The following is a 15,288-nucleotide window of genomic DNA, read 5'->3' on the forward strand; positions in this document are numbered from 1 at the left end:
GATGTCGACTGGCACGGCCTCTTCGCGAGCAAGCCCGCTCCCACAATGAATCGTGTTTCGGCTTCAGTGCCCCGCGGTTTTGGAGAAGAGCTGGATCACCACGACGCCCAGCACAATCAACGCCATCCCCAGCATCGCCGGCACATCCAGCTTCTGCCCGTAGATAAACAGCGCCGCAACGCTGACCATCACGATCCCCATGCCGGCCCACACCGCGTAAGCCACACCCACCGGAACGCTGCGCACCACCAGCGTCAGCATCCAGAAGGCGATGCCGTAACCTATGATCACCAGAATGAGTGGCAGCGGCGTACTGATGCCTTTAACCGCTTTCATCGAAACAGTCGCGATCACTTCGGCGCAGATGGCGATGGCCAGGTAGTAGTAAGCGGTCATGGGTGCATCCTCGTGTGAAGTGTTGCTTTCTGAGGTCGGCATTCTAGTGATTCCCCAGATGCGGTAAAGTCATTACCTATCTGTTTGGGAGATGGGATGGTCATGAACGTTCAATGGAATCTGGAGCAGCTGCGTTTGTTCGTCAGCGTCGCCGAGCAGCGATCGTTTTCTGCTGTGGCGCGGGACCAGCGCAAGGCGCAATCGGCGGTCAGCAGTTCGATTGCGCTGTTGGAAGAGGACTTGGGCGTGAGCCTGTTCGACCGCAGCAGCGGCCGTCAGCCAAAACTCACTGAGGCCGGCAATGCCTTGCTGGATGAGGCGCGAGAAGTGCTGCGTCAATGCGAACGGCTCAATGGTCGGGCGCTGGCCATGATGCGCGGCCAGGAGGCCCGTCTGCGCGTGGCTCAGGATGAGGCGATGCCCTATCAACCGATCATCGAAAGCTTCGAAGCACTTGCCAAGCAATTCCCCAGCCTCGAAGTGCAATTGACCAGCGCAGCCCAGGGCGATGTGGCGCGCAAGCTGGTGGAGCGCCGGGCCGATCTCGGTTTGTTGTTCTATCACGATCAGATTCCCGAGGCGCTCGAACGGCGCGTTCTGGGCAGCGTCGAAATGGTCACGGTGTGCGGTGTCGGGCATCCATTGGCGACGCAGGCTCACGTCGATTGCCAGCAACTGGCGCAGCATCGGCAACTGCTGATGTCGACTCAGTCCAGTGTTTATCCCGGCAGCGAACCGGCCAGCCCACAGGTCTGGCGTGCCGACAGTTTCTATGTGATGGCCGAATGGCTGATTCGCGGTCTCGGCTGGGCCTGGCTGCCACGGCACGTGGTGCAGTATCCGGCGTATCAGGGGCAGATGATCGAACTGGTCAGCGAATGGACACCGCCGGCGCTGGTAGTGGAACTGGTCTGGCGCCGCGACGAGCCCCTTGGCCCGGCAGCCCGTTGGCTGGCGGAACGTTTTGCCGTGCACTTGCAGGCGATCGGCGAGAAAAGCCGATAAACTCCGCCGCCATGAATAGAACTCTCTACACCGCGCTGTTTTACCTGGGGCTGCCACTGGTAGCGATTCGGCTGTGGCTGCGCTCGCGCAAGGCGCCGGCGTATGCCAAACGCATCGGCGAGCGTTTCTCCCTCGGGCTGCCGGCGATGAAGCCGGGCGGCATCTGGGTGCACGCGGTGTCCGTGGGCGAAAGCATCGCGGCGGCGCCGATGATTCGCGCGTTGCTGCAACGCTATCCGGCGCTGCCGATCACCGTGACCTGCATGACGCCGACTGGGTCTGAACGCATCCAGGCGTTGTTCGCCAGCGAGCCGCGCATCCAGCACTGTTATTTGCCTTACGACTTGCCGTGCGCAGCGGCTCGATTTCTGGATCGGGTCAAGCCAACACTGGCGGTGATCATGGAAACCGAACTCTGGCCCAACCATATTCATCAATGCGCCAAACGTGGGATTCCCGTGGCGCTGGCCAATGCGCGGCTGTCCGAGCGTTCGGCCAAAGGCTATGGCCGTTTCGGCAAGCTGACCCAGCCGATGCTCGCCGAGATGAGTCTGTTCGCGGTGCAGACCGAAGCCGAGGCCCAGCGCTTCCGTGATTTGGGTGCCCGTGCAGAAACCGTTGAAGTGACCGGTTCGATCAAGTTCGACCTGACCATCGACCCGCAACTGCTCCAGCGTGCCACCGAGCTGCGCGGGCAATGGCAGGCTCAGGAGCGTCCGGTGTGGATCGCCGCCAGTACTCACGACGGTGAAGATGAAGTGGTGCTGGCGGCGCATCGTCAGTTGCTTGCCGGTCATCCCGATGCGTTGCTGATTCTGGTGCCGCGTCATCCGGAGCGATTCAATTCGGTGTTCGAGTTGTGCAAGCAAGAGGGCTTCGCCACAGTGCGACGTTCCACGGGTGAGCCGGTGACCGCAGGGACTTCAGTGTTGCTCGGCGACACCATGGGCGAGTTGCTGTTTCTGTACGCCCTGGCTGATAGCGCGTTTGTCGGCGGTAGTCTGGTGCCGAACGGTGGCCATAATTTGCTGGAGCCCGCCGCTCTGGCGAAACCGGTACTCAGTGGGCCGCACTTGTTCAACTTCCTCGAGATCGCCGCGCAGTTGCGCAGCGCCGGGGCGTTGCAGGAAGTGGAAGATGCCGAGGGGCTGGCGCTGGCGGTGCAGCGATTGTTCGAATTGCCGCGCGATGCGCAGCGAATGGCGGAGGCGGGGTTGAAAGTGATGCGCACCAATCAGGGCGCGTTGCAGCGGTTGCTGGATGGGTTGGGGCGGTTGCTCAACCGCTAATCTGTAGGCGCCCGGCTTGCCGGCGATAGCGTCTTCGGAATCGCCATCGCCGGCAAGCCGGCTCCTACAATGAATCGCGTCGAGCGGTTTAGTGTGCCGATATCCAATCCCTGTAGGCGCCCGGCTTGCTGGCGAAAGCGTCTTTGAAATCGGCATCGCCGGCAAACCGTGCTCCTACAAGTTTTGCGTCAAGGGCGGGCTTTTAGTTGCTCCGCCGCAGCCTTGGCCAGGTCCGGCGGCAAGAAGTCCTTGTCCGGGTTGTAGTCAGCCTTGAGATAGCGCTTCAGATCCTGCAAATCCCCCGGGTTCAACGTGCCGGCGGCCTGCTTCAGGCGCAGGTTGTCGAGGATGTAGTCGTAGCGGGTGTTGTTGTAATTGCGCACCGAGGTGTACAGCTGACGCTGGGCATCGAGTACATCGACGATGTTGCGCGTGCCCACCTGATAACCGATTTCGGTCGCTTCCACCGCGCTCTGGTTGGAGATGATCGACTGCTTGCGCGCCTGCACCTGTTCCACATCGGTGTTCACCGCGCGGTGCAGGTTGCGGGTGTTTTCCACCACTTGCCGGCGCAGGCCTTCACGCTGTTGTTCAGTCTGGTCCAGGCGTGAGTACGACTCGCGAACCTGGGAGCTGGTCAGGCCGCCGCTGTAGATCGGGATGTTCAGCTGCAAGGCCAGGGTGCGCTGCTCGACAGGGCCGCCATAAGACTGGCCGAAGGCATTCGGGTTGCTGAAACCAAAGGCGTCGTTGTCGCCTTTCTCATATTTGGCGACCGCATCCACCGTTGGCGCGTGGCCAGCCTTGCGCTGCTTGAGGGTTTCTTCAGCGGCGCTGACCGCGTAGTTGCTGGCCAGCAGATTCAGGTTCTGTTTGGCGGCGGTGTCGACCCAGGCCTTGGCATCGTTCGGCGCCGGCGGCAGGATCGGCAAGGTGTGGACGATGCCCTGAATCGAGTTGTACTGACGGTTGGTCAGGGTGATCAACGCTTCAAACGCATCATCCACCTGGCGCTGGGCAACGATCCGGTTGGCCCGTGCCGTGTCGTAGCTGGCCTGCGATTGCAGCACGTCGGTCTTGTCCGACAGGCCGACGTCGAAGCGTTCATTGGATTGATCGAGCTGGCGTTTGAACGCCGCTTCCTCTGCCTTGGTCGAGGCCAGGTTGTCCTGGCTGCGCAGCACATTGAAGTAGTTTTCAGCGGTTTGCAGAATCAGGTTTTGCTCGGTCGCGGAGAGTTGCAGCGCGGCCTGCTCGTTGACGTCCTTGGCGGCCTGATACTGGAACCAGCGATCAGCGCGAAACAGCGGCTGGGCCAGCGTTGCCTGGTAAGAGTTGGCGCTGCGGTTGGCAATGGCCGCTGGTTGATCGATGTCGGTGCGTACATTGGCCACCTGGGCGCCACCCGAGATATTCGGCAGCAGGCCGGCGCGGGCCTGGGGCACGACTTCTTTCTGGGCGCCGTATTGGGCGCGGGCAGCGGCCAGGTCGGCGTTGTTGTCCACCGCTTCCTGATAAACGCTGACCAGATCGGTCTTGGTCGATAAGGGCGCTTCTGCTGCCCAGGCCATTCCATTGGACGCACAAGACACGGCAACGGCCAGTGAGAGTTTGCGCAGCATGAGGCGATCCCTAAAATTACACTGATAATTTGAGCGCCAAAGGTACGGCGCAGCCCGCGTAGCGTCAATGCGCGACATGGCCGTGCGAGTGTAGTTGCGCATACGTGCGGCAACAATCGTCTGATTACGCCATTCATCATGGTGTTTACTGCGGTGTTGGCGTTCTTTGCCAGTTGTGTCTAGACTGGCCGGGTTCTTGTCGGGGTGCCTTGCTATGAGGCTGAGATCGAATAATTTCGGATCCCGTTGAACCTGATCAGGTTAGCGCCTGCGTAGGGAACAAGATTTCTCGTCACCCGGCGAGTCCTCTTGTGCTTCGTCCGGGATGTTGTTCGACAATCGAACACCCCTCGAGCACTGAGCACAGCACCAACAGCGTTGTCATGGCTGATTGGTCGCGTCCATTCGTTACAGGTTCGCTCCGACAAAATTCCACTGCCTGGATGCTGTCTGGAGAGCCCGTGATGACGATAAAATTAAAAAACACTACGAACCTGAGTGACTCGGCCCAAGTCGATCAACAGTCGGTTCAGCCGTTTACCCGCTCGCAAAAAATCTATGTCCAGGGCTCTCGTCCGGACATCCTCGTGCCGATGCGCGAAATCAGCCTCGACGTGACCCCGACCGACTTCGGCGGCGAGATCAACGCGCCGGTTGTGGTGTACGACACCTCGGGTCCTTACACCGATCCCAATGTCATCATCGACGTACGCAAAGGCCTGGCCGATGTGCGTTCCCCGTGGATCGAATCTCGTGGCGACACCGAGCGTCTGCCAGGCCTGAGCTCCAACTTCGGCCAGGAACGCTTGGCCGATGCCGAGCTGACCAAGCTGCGTTTCGCTCACGTCAACAACCCGCGCCGCGCCAAGGCCGGGGCCAACGTCAGCCAGATGCACTACGCGCGCAAAGGCATCATCACCGCCGAGATGGAATACGTCGCCATCCGCGAAAACATGAAACTCGAAGTGGCCCGCGCCGCCGGCTTGCTGGATCAGCAACATGCCGGTCACAGCTTCGGCGCCAGCGTACCGAAAATCATAACCCCCGAATTCGTCCGTGACGAGATCGCCCGCGGTCGCGCAATCATTCCGGCCAACATCAACCACACCGAACTGGAACCGATGATCATCGGCCGTAACTTCCTGGTGAAGATCAACGGCAACATCGGCAACAGCGCACTGGGCTCGTCCATCGAAGAAGAAGTGGCGAAACTGACCTGGGGCATTCGCTGGGGTTCGGACACGGTCATGGACCTGTCCACCGGCAAGCACATTCACGAAACCCGCGAGTGGATCATCCGCAACTCGCCGGTGCCGATCGGTACCGTGCCGATTTATCAGGCACTGGAAAAAGTCGGCGGCGCGGCCGAGGACCTGACCTGGGAGCTGTTCCGCGACACGCTGATCGAACAGGCCGAGCAGGGCGTCGACTATTTCACCATCCACGCCGGCGTATTGCTGCGCTACGTGCCGCTGACCGCCAAACGCGTGACGGGCATCGTTTCCCGCGGCGGCTCGATCATGGCCAAGTGGTGTCTGGCGCACCACAAAGAGAACTTCCTCTACACTCATTTCGAAGACATCTGCGAGATCATGAAGGCCTACGACGTCAGCTTCTCGCTGGGCGACGGCCTGCGTCCGGGCTCGATTGCCGACGCCAACGACGCCGCGCAATTCGGTGAGCTGGAAACCCTCGGCGAGCTGACCAAGATTGCCTGGAAGCACGACGTGCAATGCATGATCGAAGGCCCGGGCCACGTGCCGATGCAGTTGATCAAAGAGAACATGGACAAGCAGCTCGAGTGCTGCGACGAGGCGCCGTTCTACACCCTCGGCCCGCTGACCACCGACATCGCGCCGGGCTATGACCACATTACCTCCGGCATCGGTGCGGCGATGATCGGCTGGTTCGGTTGCGCCATGCTTTGCTACGTGACGCCGAAGGAACACTTGGGCCTGCCGAACAAGGATGACGTGAAGACCGGGATCATCACCTACAAGATCGCCGCGCATGCCGCCGATCTGGCGAAGGGACATCCGGGCGCGCAGATTCGCGACAATGCCTTGAGCAAGGCGCGATTCGAATTCCGTTGGGAAGACCAGTTCAACCTCGGCCTCGATCCGGACACCGCCCGTTCGTATCACGATGAAACCCTGCCGAAGGATTCGGCCAAGGTCGCGCATTTCTGCTCCATGTGCGGGCCGAAATTCTGCTCGATGAAAATCACCCAGGAAGTTCGTGAATACGCGGCCAACCAGCGGATCGACACCGTCGACGCCGAAGTCGCCCAGGGATTGGCGGAACAGGCCGAGCGGTTCAAGCAGGAAGGCAGTCAGCTGTACAAGAAGGTTTGATCTGACCTGTGATTGACGGCGCCTGTGCTGCCGTCTTCGCGAGCAAGCCCGCTCCCGCATTGGATCTGTGTCGTTCACAAATCCAATGCGGGAGCGGGCTTGCTCGCGAAGGCGTCAGACCCGGCGCCGAATTTCTCGATGACACACTTATCCCTCTGAGATAACATCTTGAGCATTCAACCCAGCACCTACTCTCCAGACATCGCGGTGCCGACCGAAAAACGTGTCTTCGGCGGCCGCGATCTGTTTTCCCTGTGGTTTTCCCTCGGCATCGGCCTGATGGTTTTGCAGACCGGCGCTCTGCTCGCGCCAGGCCTGGGCCTGTCCGGCTCGCTACTGGCGATTTTCCTCGGCACGCTGGTTGGCGTTCTGCTGCTGGCCGCTGTCGGCGTGATCGGCAGCGACACCGGCCTGTCATCCATGGCCGCGCTCAAACTCAGCCTCGGCAAGCGTGGCGCGAACCTGCCGGCGGTGCTGAACCTGCTGCAACTGATCGGTTGGGGCTCGTTCGAAATCATCGTGATGCGCGACGCTGCCAGCCTGCTCGGCGCCCGCGCGTTCAGCGAAGGCAGTCTGTTCACCAGTCCGCTGCTCTGGACTTTTTTCTTCGGCGCCTTGGCGACCTTGCTGGCCGTCAGCGGTCCGTTGACCTTCGTACGGCAGATCCTGCGCAAGTGGGGCATCTGGCTGTTGCTGGCCGCGTGCATCTGGCTGACCTGGAACCTGTTCGCCAAGGCCGACCTTGCCGCGTTGTGGGCGCAGGCCGGTGACGGTTCGATGCCATTCGCGGTCGGCTTCGACATTGCTATCGCGATGCCGCTGTCGTGGCTGCCGCTGATTGCCGACTACTCGCGTTTCGGCAAGCGTGCGAAGAACGTCTTCGGCGGTACGGCGATTGGCTTCTTTATCGGTAATTTCTGGCTGATGAGCCTGGGCGTGGCCTACACCCTGGCGTTCGCGCCAAGCGGTGAGGTGAATGCCTTGCTGTTGGCATTGGCGGGTGCGGGTCTGGGGATTCCGCTGTTGCTGATTCTGCTCGATGAATCGGAAAATGCGTTTGCCGACATTCACTCGGCGGCCGTTTCCAGCGGGATTCTGTTGCGCTTGAAAGTCGAGCACCTGGCATTGGCCATCGGCGTGGTCTGCACCCTGATCGCCTTGCTGGCGCCACTGGCTCAGTACCAGAACTTCCTGTTGTTGATCGGTTCGGTGTTTGCGCCGCTGTTCGGCGTGGTGCTGGTGGATCACTTCATCTTGCGCAAGCGTTCTGCTCAAGTGGCGTCAGCCGCGTTGCGCTGGCCGGCGTTGCTCGCCTGGTTGGGCGGGGTGAGCACCTATCACTTGCTGGCCAATCTGTATCCGGACATCGGCGCAACCCTGCCGTCGTTGATTCTGGCAGGGCTGCTGCAGCTGGTGCTGGGCCGGGCCTTCAGTTACGGCCGGGAAACAGCTCGGGCTTGAGAATGCCATTGAGGCGTGGGTAAGGGATCTTCAGTTCGACGTGGCCCAGCGCGTAAGGCGCGATGGTGCTCACTTCGTACTTGAGGATCACCCCGCCGTAGGTCAGCGCCACGTTCTGGGTTTTCTGGAACGGCCACTGCTTCACGAACTCCGGTTCCTGATCGAGCTTGGTGCTGATCAGCCAGCTGTTGTGCGCCACCTGCGCCGCTTTCCAGAACGCCTCTTCCTGCCCCGGCACCAACATGTCGGACAAGGTCAGCACTTTATGCTGTTGGCGCGAGTAGTTGATGAAACTGCGGCCTGGCGTGCCATGCGCGCCGCCGGTGTCCAGGTAGCTGGAAAATTCCACGATCACCAAGCCGTCATGCTGCTCACGTACTTTCGCTTGCAGGTAACTGCTGTAGCGTGGGCCGGCGGTGCGCAAAAACTCATCGCGATAGGCCGCCAGCGTTGGTGCTGCCGGGGCGTCGGGCGAGGTGCGGGTCATTTGCAGCAGGCGTTTTTCGACGATGCCGTCCAGCTGGGGTTCGGCGGGGAAACGCAGGGTATCGATGTTCACCAGCGGGCAGTCGGGAGTTGTGCAGCCCGGCTTCAGCGTTTCTGCGGCATCGCGGGTGGTTTCCAGCGGCGCCCGGTAGTTGGGCTGAAACAGACTCTGGCAAGCGCCCAGGGTCAGGGCGATTGCGGCCACGGAGGCGATTTTAAAAAGCGACATGGGCGTCCTTCATAAAACAGGGAAAGGCGAAAAGTTACCCGCTTCGACTCTCAACGAAGCAGTCAGTTCGCCACTAAGCTAATTAGAGTTGGTTTAGCCGTCACCGTCTATCCCGCTGACGGGAAAGGGGCTGCATCAAACAGCGCGGGCGCGTTAGGATGGCGCGAAGTCGAGGCAGGAGCCTCGGAGCAGATACGAGGATTGCCATGACTGATTTTGCCAACGCCATTCCGACCGCCGTTGAGATCGTTCGGCGCGAAAAGTGCTACGAGGGCTTTTACAAGCTCGACCGTGTGCACTTGCGCCACGAGTTGTTCGCCGGGGGCATGAGCCGCGAAATCAATCGTGAACTGTTTGTTCGTCACGATGCGGTCTGCGTACTGCCGTACGATCCGCAGCGCGATGAAGTGGTGCTGATCGAGCAGTTTCGCGTCGGTGCCATGGGCAAGTTCGATAACCCGTGGCTGGTCGAACTGGTCGCCGGTCTGATCGACAAGGATGAAGTGCCGGAAGAAGTTGCTCACCGCGAGGCGCAGGAGGAAGCTGGGCTTGTATTCGGGGCGCTTTGGCCGATCACCAAATATTTTCCATCGCCGGGCGGCAGCAATGAATTCGTGCACTTGTACCTGGGGCGTTGCGAGACAGCCGGGGTCGGCGGCCTGCATGGGCTGGAGGAAGAAGCAGAAGATATCCGCGTTACGGTCTGGGCGTTCGAAGACGCGCTACAAGCCGTACGTGACGGACGAATTGCCAACGCGCCCAGCATCATTGCCTTGCAATGGCTGGCATTGAACCGCGTTGAAGTGAGGGGGTTATGGTCGTAAACAAGTTGCGCGATCGTTATAGGGTGGACCTCGCGGGGCTGCAAGCCTCTTGCGAGGCCAACTACGCGCGCCTGATGCGACTGCTGCCGGACATGCGCAACGAACCGGCGGCGCGGCGCATAGCCGTGACCCACGGCAACCAGATGCTCGGCGTGCTGGCCCTCGAAGTGCTGCAGGTCTGTCCGTACACCACCACCCTGCAAGTGCGTCAGGAACACAGTCTGCCGTGGCTGCCGGTGCCGCAACTGGAAGTTCAGGTCTACCACGACGCCTGCATGGCCGAAGTCGTCAGCGCCGAACATGCTCGACGCTTTCGCGGCATCTATCCTTACCCCAACGCTTCGATGCACCAGCCGGACGAAAAGGCCCAGTTGAATATGTTCCTGGGTGAATGGCTGAGCCACTGTCTGGCGTGTGGACACGAATACGCCGTTGTGCGCTGAGTGTGAACTGCGTCAGGTTCTCGGATTTCCTCTTTTGTTCGTCCCCCAGCATAATCGCGGCATTCCCCTTATCCCGTGTTCAGCCCTGGGAGAACGCCTTGCCGAGCGTATCCACATTGACCACCGCCGATTCGGCGTTGCTGGTGCAACTGTCCGACAGCCATCTGTTTGCCGAGGCCGACGGTACATTGCTGGGCATGAATACGCGCGACAGCCTGCAAAAGGTTATCGAGCTGGTCAGGCTTCAGCACCCCCAGATCGATCTGATCATTGCCAGCGGCGACCTGTCCCAGGATGGGACGCTGGAGTCGTACCAGCAGTTTCGTGACCTGACCCGCCAGCTCGATGCGCCGGCACGCTGGATCCCCGGTAATCACGATGAACCGCGGATCATGGCCGAGGCCGCAGTGCATAGCGCGCTGCTGGAGCCGATGGTGGACATCGGGAACTGGCGCATCACCTTGCTCGACTCGGCGGTACCGGGGTCGGTGCCGGGGTATTTGCAGGATGAGCAGCTGCAACTGCTGGTGCGCTCTCTGAGTGAGGCACCGGAGCGGCATCATCTGGTGTGCTTCCACCATCATCCGGTGTCGATCGGGTGTGCATGGATGGAGCCGATCGGGTTACGTAATCCCGAAGGACTGTTCGCCGTGCTGGATCGATTCCCGCAGGTGCGCGCCGTGCTTTGGGGGCATGTGCATCAGGAAATCGATCAAGCGCGTAATGGTGTGCGCCTGATTGCCTCGCCTTCGACCTGCATTCAGTTCGAGCCGGGCAGTGAGGATTTCAAGGTGGGTGAGCAGGCTCCGGGGTATCGCTGGTTGCGGCTGTTGCCGGATGGGCAGATTGAAACTGGGGTGGAGCGCGTCACCGGGTTCGACTTTCAGGTCGATTACGGTTCCAACGGCTACTGACTTATTTGTCTTTCAGTAAGACCGAGTCGTGGCCTTCGCGAGCAAGCCCGATCCCACATTAGATCTTCTGTGGACACAGGATGAGTGTACGGCCGAGATCAAATGTGGGAGCGGGCTTGCTCGCGAAGGCGTCCGCACAGACACCCCAACTCCCTGTAAACTCCGCCTTCTTTACCCGACGCACAGGGAGTTCAAATGTCCGGTTCGATCCTATATATCCACGGTTTCAACAGCGCGCCTTCGTCGAAAAAGGCGACGCAGTTGATCGAAGTGATGGAGCGCCTGGGCTTGAGCGATCACCTGCGCGTTCCGGCCTTGCATCACCATCCGCGCGAGGCCATCGGTCAGCTGGAGCAGGCGATTGCCGAGCTGGGGCGGCCACTGCTGGTCGGCAGCTCACTCGGCGGCTACTATGCGACTCACCTGGCCGAGCGCCATGGCCTCAAGGCCCTGTTGATCAACCCTGCCGTCAGTCCGCACCGGATGTTCGACGGGCACCTGGGGACGCAGAAAAACCTGTATACCGATGAGGCCTGGGAATTGACCCACGACCACGTGACGGCCCTGGCCGAGCTGGAAGTGCCGGCGCCCCGGGACCCGCAGCGTTATCAGGTGTGGTTGCAGACCGGTGATGAAACACTGGACTATCGCCTCGCCCAGCAGTATTACCGGGCCTGTGCCTTGCGCATCCAGGCCGGCGGCGACCATGGCTTCCAGGGTTTTGCCGGGCAATTGCCGGCAATGCTGAGTTTTGCCGGCATCGGCGCAGATTTGTATCAGGCGATTGATTTCACAGCACTGTGATCCATCACCTCTATTTCATAGAACATTTGACGACGAGACCCCATGGCCACTCCCAGCGCTAGCTCTTATAACGCAGACGCCATCGAAGTCCTCTCGGGCCTCGACCCGGTGCGCAAACGCCCCGGCATGTACACCGACACCAGTCGGCCGAACCACCTCGCCCAGGAAGTCATCGACAACAGCGTCGACGAAGCCTTGGCCGGGCACGCGACCTCGGTGCAGGTCATCCTGCACGCCGACCACTCCCTGGAAGTCAGCGATGACGGCCGTGGCATGCCGGTGGACATTCACCCGGAAGAGGGTGTGTCGGGCGTCGAGCTGATCCTCACCAAACTCCACGCGGGCGGCAAGTTTTCCAACAAGAACTACCAGTTCTCCGGCGGTCTGCACGGGGTGGGTATTTCCGTGGTCAACGCCTTGTCGACCGAAGTCCGGGTGCGCGTGAAGCGCGACGGCAACGAATACCAGATGACTTTCGCTGACGGTTACAAGAAAACCGAACTGGAAGTGGTCGGCACCGTCGGCAAGCGCAACACCGGCACCAGCGTATTCTTCGCACCGGACCCGAAGTACTTCGATTCACCAAAATTCTCCATCAGCCGCCTCAAGCACGTGCTCAAGGCCAAGGCCGTTCTGTGCCCGGGGCTGCTGGTCAGTTTTGAAGACAAGGCCACCGGCGAGAAAGTCGAATGGCATTACGAAGACGGTCTGCGCTCCTATCTGGTCGACGCGGTCAGCGAATTCGAACGCCTGCCGGACGAGCCATTCTGCGGCAGCCTGGCCGGTAACAAGGAAGCGGTCGACTGGGCGCTGCTGTGGTTGCCGGAAGGTGGCGACAGCGTGCAGGAAAGCTATGTCAACCTGATCCCGACGGCCCAGGGCGGTACTCACGTCAATGGCTTGCGCCAGGGCTTGCTCGACGCCATGCGCGAATTCTGCGAGTTCCGCAGCCTGCTGCCACGCGGCGTGAAGCTGGCGCCGGAAGACGTCTGGGAGCGTATCGCCTTCGTTCTGTCGATGAAAATGCAGGAACCGCAATTCTCCGGCCAGACCAAAGAGCGTCTGTCGTCCCGTGAAGCGGCCGCGTTCGTGTCCGGTGTGGTCAAAGATGCCTTCAGCCTGTGGCTCAATGCCAATCCGGAAACCGGCATGCTCCTGGCGGAACTGGCGATCAACAACGCCGGCCGTCGCCTGAAGGCCAGCAAGAAGGTCGAGCGCAAACGCATCACCCAAGGTCCGGCGCTGCCGGGCAAGCTCGCCGACTGCGCCGGGCAGGACCCGATGCGTTCCGAGCTGTTCCTGGTGGAAGGTGACTCCGCCGGCGGTTCCGCCAAACAAGCGCGGGACAAAGAGTTTCAAGCGATCCTGCCGTTGCGCGGGAAAATTCTGAACACCTGGGAAGTCGACGGCAGCGAAGTGCTGGCCAGCCAGGAAGTGCACAACATTGCCGTGGCGATCGGTGTCGATCCGGGCGCGGCGGACATGAGCCAGCTGCGTTACGGCAAGATCTGCATCCTCGCCGACGCCGACTCCGACGGTCTGCACATCGCTACGCTGCTGTGCGCTTTGTTCGTCCAGCATTTCCGTCCGTTGGTGGATGCCGGGCACGTTTACGTCGCCATGCCGCCGCTGTACCGCATCGACCTGGGCAAAGAGATTTACTACGCACTCGACGAAGCCGAGCGCGACGGGATCCTCGATCGTCTGGTAGCCGAGAAGAAACGCGGCAAACCGCAGGTCACCCGATTCAAGGGCCTGGGTGAAATGAACCCGCCACAGTTGCGCGAAACCACCATGGACCCGAACACCCGGCGTCTGGTGCAGCTGACCCTCGACGATTTCGAAGCGACTTCGGAAATGATGGACATGTTGCTGGCGAAGAAACGCGCCGGTGATCGCAAATCCTGGCTCGAATCCAAAGGCAACCTGGCCGAGGTTCTTGGCTGATGCGGGTTGGCTTTGCCCTGGCGTGTGCGTTACTTCTGGCCTCTGTTTCGGCGTTTGCCGAACCGGCACCGGAGTTGCGCCTGTTGTCCGAGCATCCCGTGGTGGGCATGCGCGGTGGCAACCTGTCGGGGCTGGCCCAGTGTGGCAAGGATTTGTGGACCATTTCCGATCGCGACGACGATCAGATCTACCGACTCGAGACCGGTGACACGGTCTGGCAGGCTGAAACCGTGCGCATCGGTGTGCCGCCAGTGCCGGACAGCGGTTTGCCGTGGGGGCTGCGTTCGCGGACCTGGGCCGCATCTTTCATGCGGGGCGGGGATCTGGACTTCGAAGGCATCACCTGTGACAGCGCCGGTAATCGTTACATCGTCAGCGAGTCCCATGCCGCGGTGCTGCAAGTGCCGCCCGTTGGGCCGACGTCCTGGCTGAAGATTTCGCCGATGCTGGTTCGCGAAGCCCGGGCCACCGGCATGTTGTTGCACTTCAACGCATTGTTCGAAGGCCTGGCGATCAATCCGGCCGGCGATCAGTTGTGGTTGGCCGCCGAACGTGAGCGCCGTGGTCTTCTGTTGATCAAACGTCAGCAAACGGTCTGGGATTGCGACGGCGGCTGTGTGCTGCTGAGTGAGGCCGGGATGGAAATGCAGCCGGCGAAATTTCCCAAGGCCAGAGCGGTGTCGCGGGATTTTGCCGATCTGTCATTGTTCAACGGCAAGCTGTTTACCCTTGAGCGCAATGCGTTCGAGATTTGCCGCCGTGATGCGTTGACCGCGAAGGTCGAGCGTTGTTGGTCGTTTGCCGACGAGGCATTGCAGGAGAACCGTCGTTATCCACAGGGTTATGGCCTGACGGAAGCGCTGATCGTCGACGCCGATGGCGCCTGGGTCGGCATCGACAACAACGACGGTGCCCGTTCCGATGGCGAGTACCGCCCGATCGTCTGGCGCTTCGCCGCGCCTGAAGGTGGCTGGAGTGCCAAACCATGACGCCGCAAACGCCGGGAAAACGCGCCGGTCGGGTGTTCATGGTGCTGGCCTGGTGCGCAGCGCTATTTCTGGCGACACGGTTTTTCGGTCAATGGGAGGAGCGTCAGCAAAATCCCAATGTCGTCGTCAGCTCGGAACAGGGCGAAGGTTTTATTGAAGTGAAACTGGCCAGCAACACCCAGGGGCACTTCGTCGCCAGCGGCCAGATCAACGGCCAGCCGGTGGATTTCATGCTGGATACCGGGGCAACCGATGTAGCGATCCCGGCAGAAATGGCCGAACGGCTGAAACTTGAACGAGGCTTCGGGGTGACCCTGAGCACCGCCAACGGTCGTACCGAGGGTTATCGAACCCGCGTCGACCGGCTGCAACTGGGCGACATCGTGCTGCGTGATGTGCGCGCCATCGTCGTACCAGGCCTGGATGGCAAGCAAGTGCTGCTCGGTATGAGCGCGCTGAACAAACTTGAATTTACCCAGCGCGGTGGCACCATGCTGCTGCGCCAGACAACGAACCGATGAGGCC

At 60.9% G+C, this 15,288-nt stretch carries 14 protein-coding genes and 1 riboswitch; of the genes, 11 read left to right on the forward strand and 3 right to left on the reverse strand.

What is annotated here, in order from left to right; all coding sequences use genetic code 11:
- Positions 1–63: 63 nt before the first annotated feature.
- On the reverse strand, positions 64–396 hold the full coding sequence (locus tag FBY04_RS01510; protein WP_145314328.1) for a multidrug efflux SMR transporter: 333 nt from the start codon (positions 394–396) through the stop codon (positions 64–66).
- Positions 397–498: 102 nt separating this feature from the next.
- On the opposite strand from FBY04_RS01510, the gene FBY04_RS01515 reads away from it, so the two are divergent.
- Together FBY04_RS01515 and waaA are read left to right on the forward strand one after the other, a co-directional pair.
- On the forward strand, positions 499–1,401 hold the full coding sequence (locus FBY04_RS01515; RefSeq protein ID WP_084320999.1) for a LysR family transcriptional regulator: 903 nt from the start codon (positions 499–501) through the stop codon (positions 1,399–1,401).
- A gap of 11 nt (positions 1,402–1,412) precedes the next feature.
- Positions 1,413–2,690, forward strand: coding sequence for a lipid IV(A) 3-deoxy-D-manno-octulosonic acid transferase (gene waaA, locus FBY04_RS01520; RefSeq protein ID WP_084320935.1), 1,278 nt, complete (start codon positions 1,413–1,415; stop codon positions 2,688–2,690).
- Positions 2,691–2,878: 188 nt separating this feature from the next.
- Here the strand turns inward: waaA and FBY04_RS01525 are convergent, their stop codons facing one another.
- Positions 2,879–4,312 (reverse strand): TolC family outer membrane protein, encoded by a 1,434-nt coding sequence (locus tag FBY04_RS01525; protein WP_084320934.1) that lies wholly within the window; start codon positions 4,310–4,312, stop codon positions 2,879–2,881.
- 190 nt (positions 4,313–4,502) lie between these two features.
- Positions 4,503–4,608: riboswitch (TPP riboswitch) on the forward strand.
- A 168-nt stretch (positions 4,609–4,776) separates the two neighbouring features.
- On the opposite strand from FBY04_RS01525, the gene thiC reads away from it, so the two are divergent.
- Complete coding sequence (gene thiC / locus FBY04_RS01530; RefSeq protein WP_145314329.1) at positions 4,777–6,666, forward strand: phosphomethylpyrimidine synthase ThiC; 1,890 nt, start codon at positions 4,777–4,779, stop codon at positions 6,664–6,666.
- Positions 6,667–6,834: 168 nt separating this feature from the next.
- Positions 6,835–8,127 carry a putative hydroxymethylpyrimidine transporter CytX gene (cytX, locus tag FBY04_RS01535; RefSeq protein WP_145314330.1) on the forward strand — a complete coding sequence of 431 codons (1,293 nt, stop codon included), beginning with the start codon at positions 6,835–6,837 and terminating at the stop codon, positions 8,125–8,127.
- Here cytX and FBY04_RS01540 read toward each other — a convergent pair.
- A complete protein-coding gene (locus tag FBY04_RS01540; protein WP_084320931.1) occupies positions 8,096–8,842 on the reverse strand; it encodes an RsiV family protein in 747 nt (248 codons plus the stop codon). The two genes, cytX and FBY04_RS01540, sit on opposite strands and share 32 nt — an antisense overlap.
- 206 nt (positions 8,843–9,048) lie before the next feature.
- On the opposite strand from FBY04_RS01540, the gene FBY04_RS01545 reads away from it, so the two are divergent.
- The 7 genes from FBY04_RS01545 to FBY04_RS01580 all read left to right on the forward strand — a co-directional run bounded on the left by FBY04_RS01545 (position 9,049) and on the right by FBY04_RS01580 (position 15,284).
- Positions 9,049–9,666 carry an NUDIX domain-containing protein gene (locus tag FBY04_RS01545; protein WP_084320930.1) on the forward strand — a complete coding sequence of 206 codons (618 nt, stop codon included), beginning with the start codon at positions 9,049–9,051 and terminating at the stop codon, positions 9,664–9,666.
- The gene (locus FBY04_RS01550; RefSeq protein WP_084320929.1) at positions 9,657–10,109 is read left to right on the forward strand and encodes a DUF1249 domain-containing protein; all 453 of its coding nucleotides are present in this window, start codon (positions 9,657–9,659) and stop codon (positions 10,107–10,109) included. Before FBY04_RS01545 ends, FBY04_RS01550 begins: the two co-directional genes overlap by 10 nt.
- 98 nt (positions 10,110–10,207) lie before the next feature.
- Positions 10,208–11,023 (forward strand): 3',5'-cyclic-AMP phosphodiesterase, encoded by an 816-nt coding sequence (gene cpdA, locus FBY04_RS01555; protein WP_145314331.1) that lies wholly within the window; start codon positions 10,208–10,210, stop codon positions 11,021–11,023.
- Between the two features lie 195 nt (positions 11,024–11,218).
- Positions 11,219–11,827 (forward strand): YqiA/YcfP family alpha/beta fold hydrolase, encoded by a 609-nt coding sequence (locus FBY04_RS01565; protein ID WP_084320927.1) that lies wholly within the window; start codon positions 11,219–11,221, stop codon positions 11,825–11,827.
- Positions 11,828–11,869: 42 nt separating this feature from the next.
- A complete protein-coding gene (gene parE, locus FBY04_RS01570) occupies positions 11,870–13,774 on the forward strand; it encodes a DNA topoisomerase IV subunit B (protein WP_084320926.1) in 1,905 nt (634 codons plus the stop codon).
- The gene (locus FBY04_RS01575) at positions 13,774–14,763 is read left to right on the forward strand and encodes an esterase-like activity of phytase family protein (RefSeq protein ID WP_145314332.1); all 990 of its coding nucleotides are present in this window, start codon (positions 13,774–13,776) and stop codon (positions 14,761–14,763) included. Before parE ends, FBY04_RS01575 begins: the two co-directional genes overlap by 1 nt.
- Positions 14,760–15,284, forward strand: coding sequence for a TIGR02281 family clan AA aspartic protease (locus tag FBY04_RS01580; RefSeq protein ID WP_145314333.1), 525 nt, complete (start codon positions 14,760–14,762; stop codon positions 15,282–15,284). The genes FBY04_RS01575 and FBY04_RS01580 overlap by 4 nt, the downstream gene beginning before the upstream one ends.
- Positions 15,285–15,288: the final 4 nt, after the last annotated feature.

This window comes from Pseudomonas sp. SJZ080, from assembly GCF_007828295.1.
In the GTDB taxonomy this organism is placed as follows: domain Bacteria; phylum Pseudomonadota; class Gammaproteobacteria; order Pseudomonadales; family Pseudomonadaceae; genus Aquipseudomonas; species Aquipseudomonas migulae_A.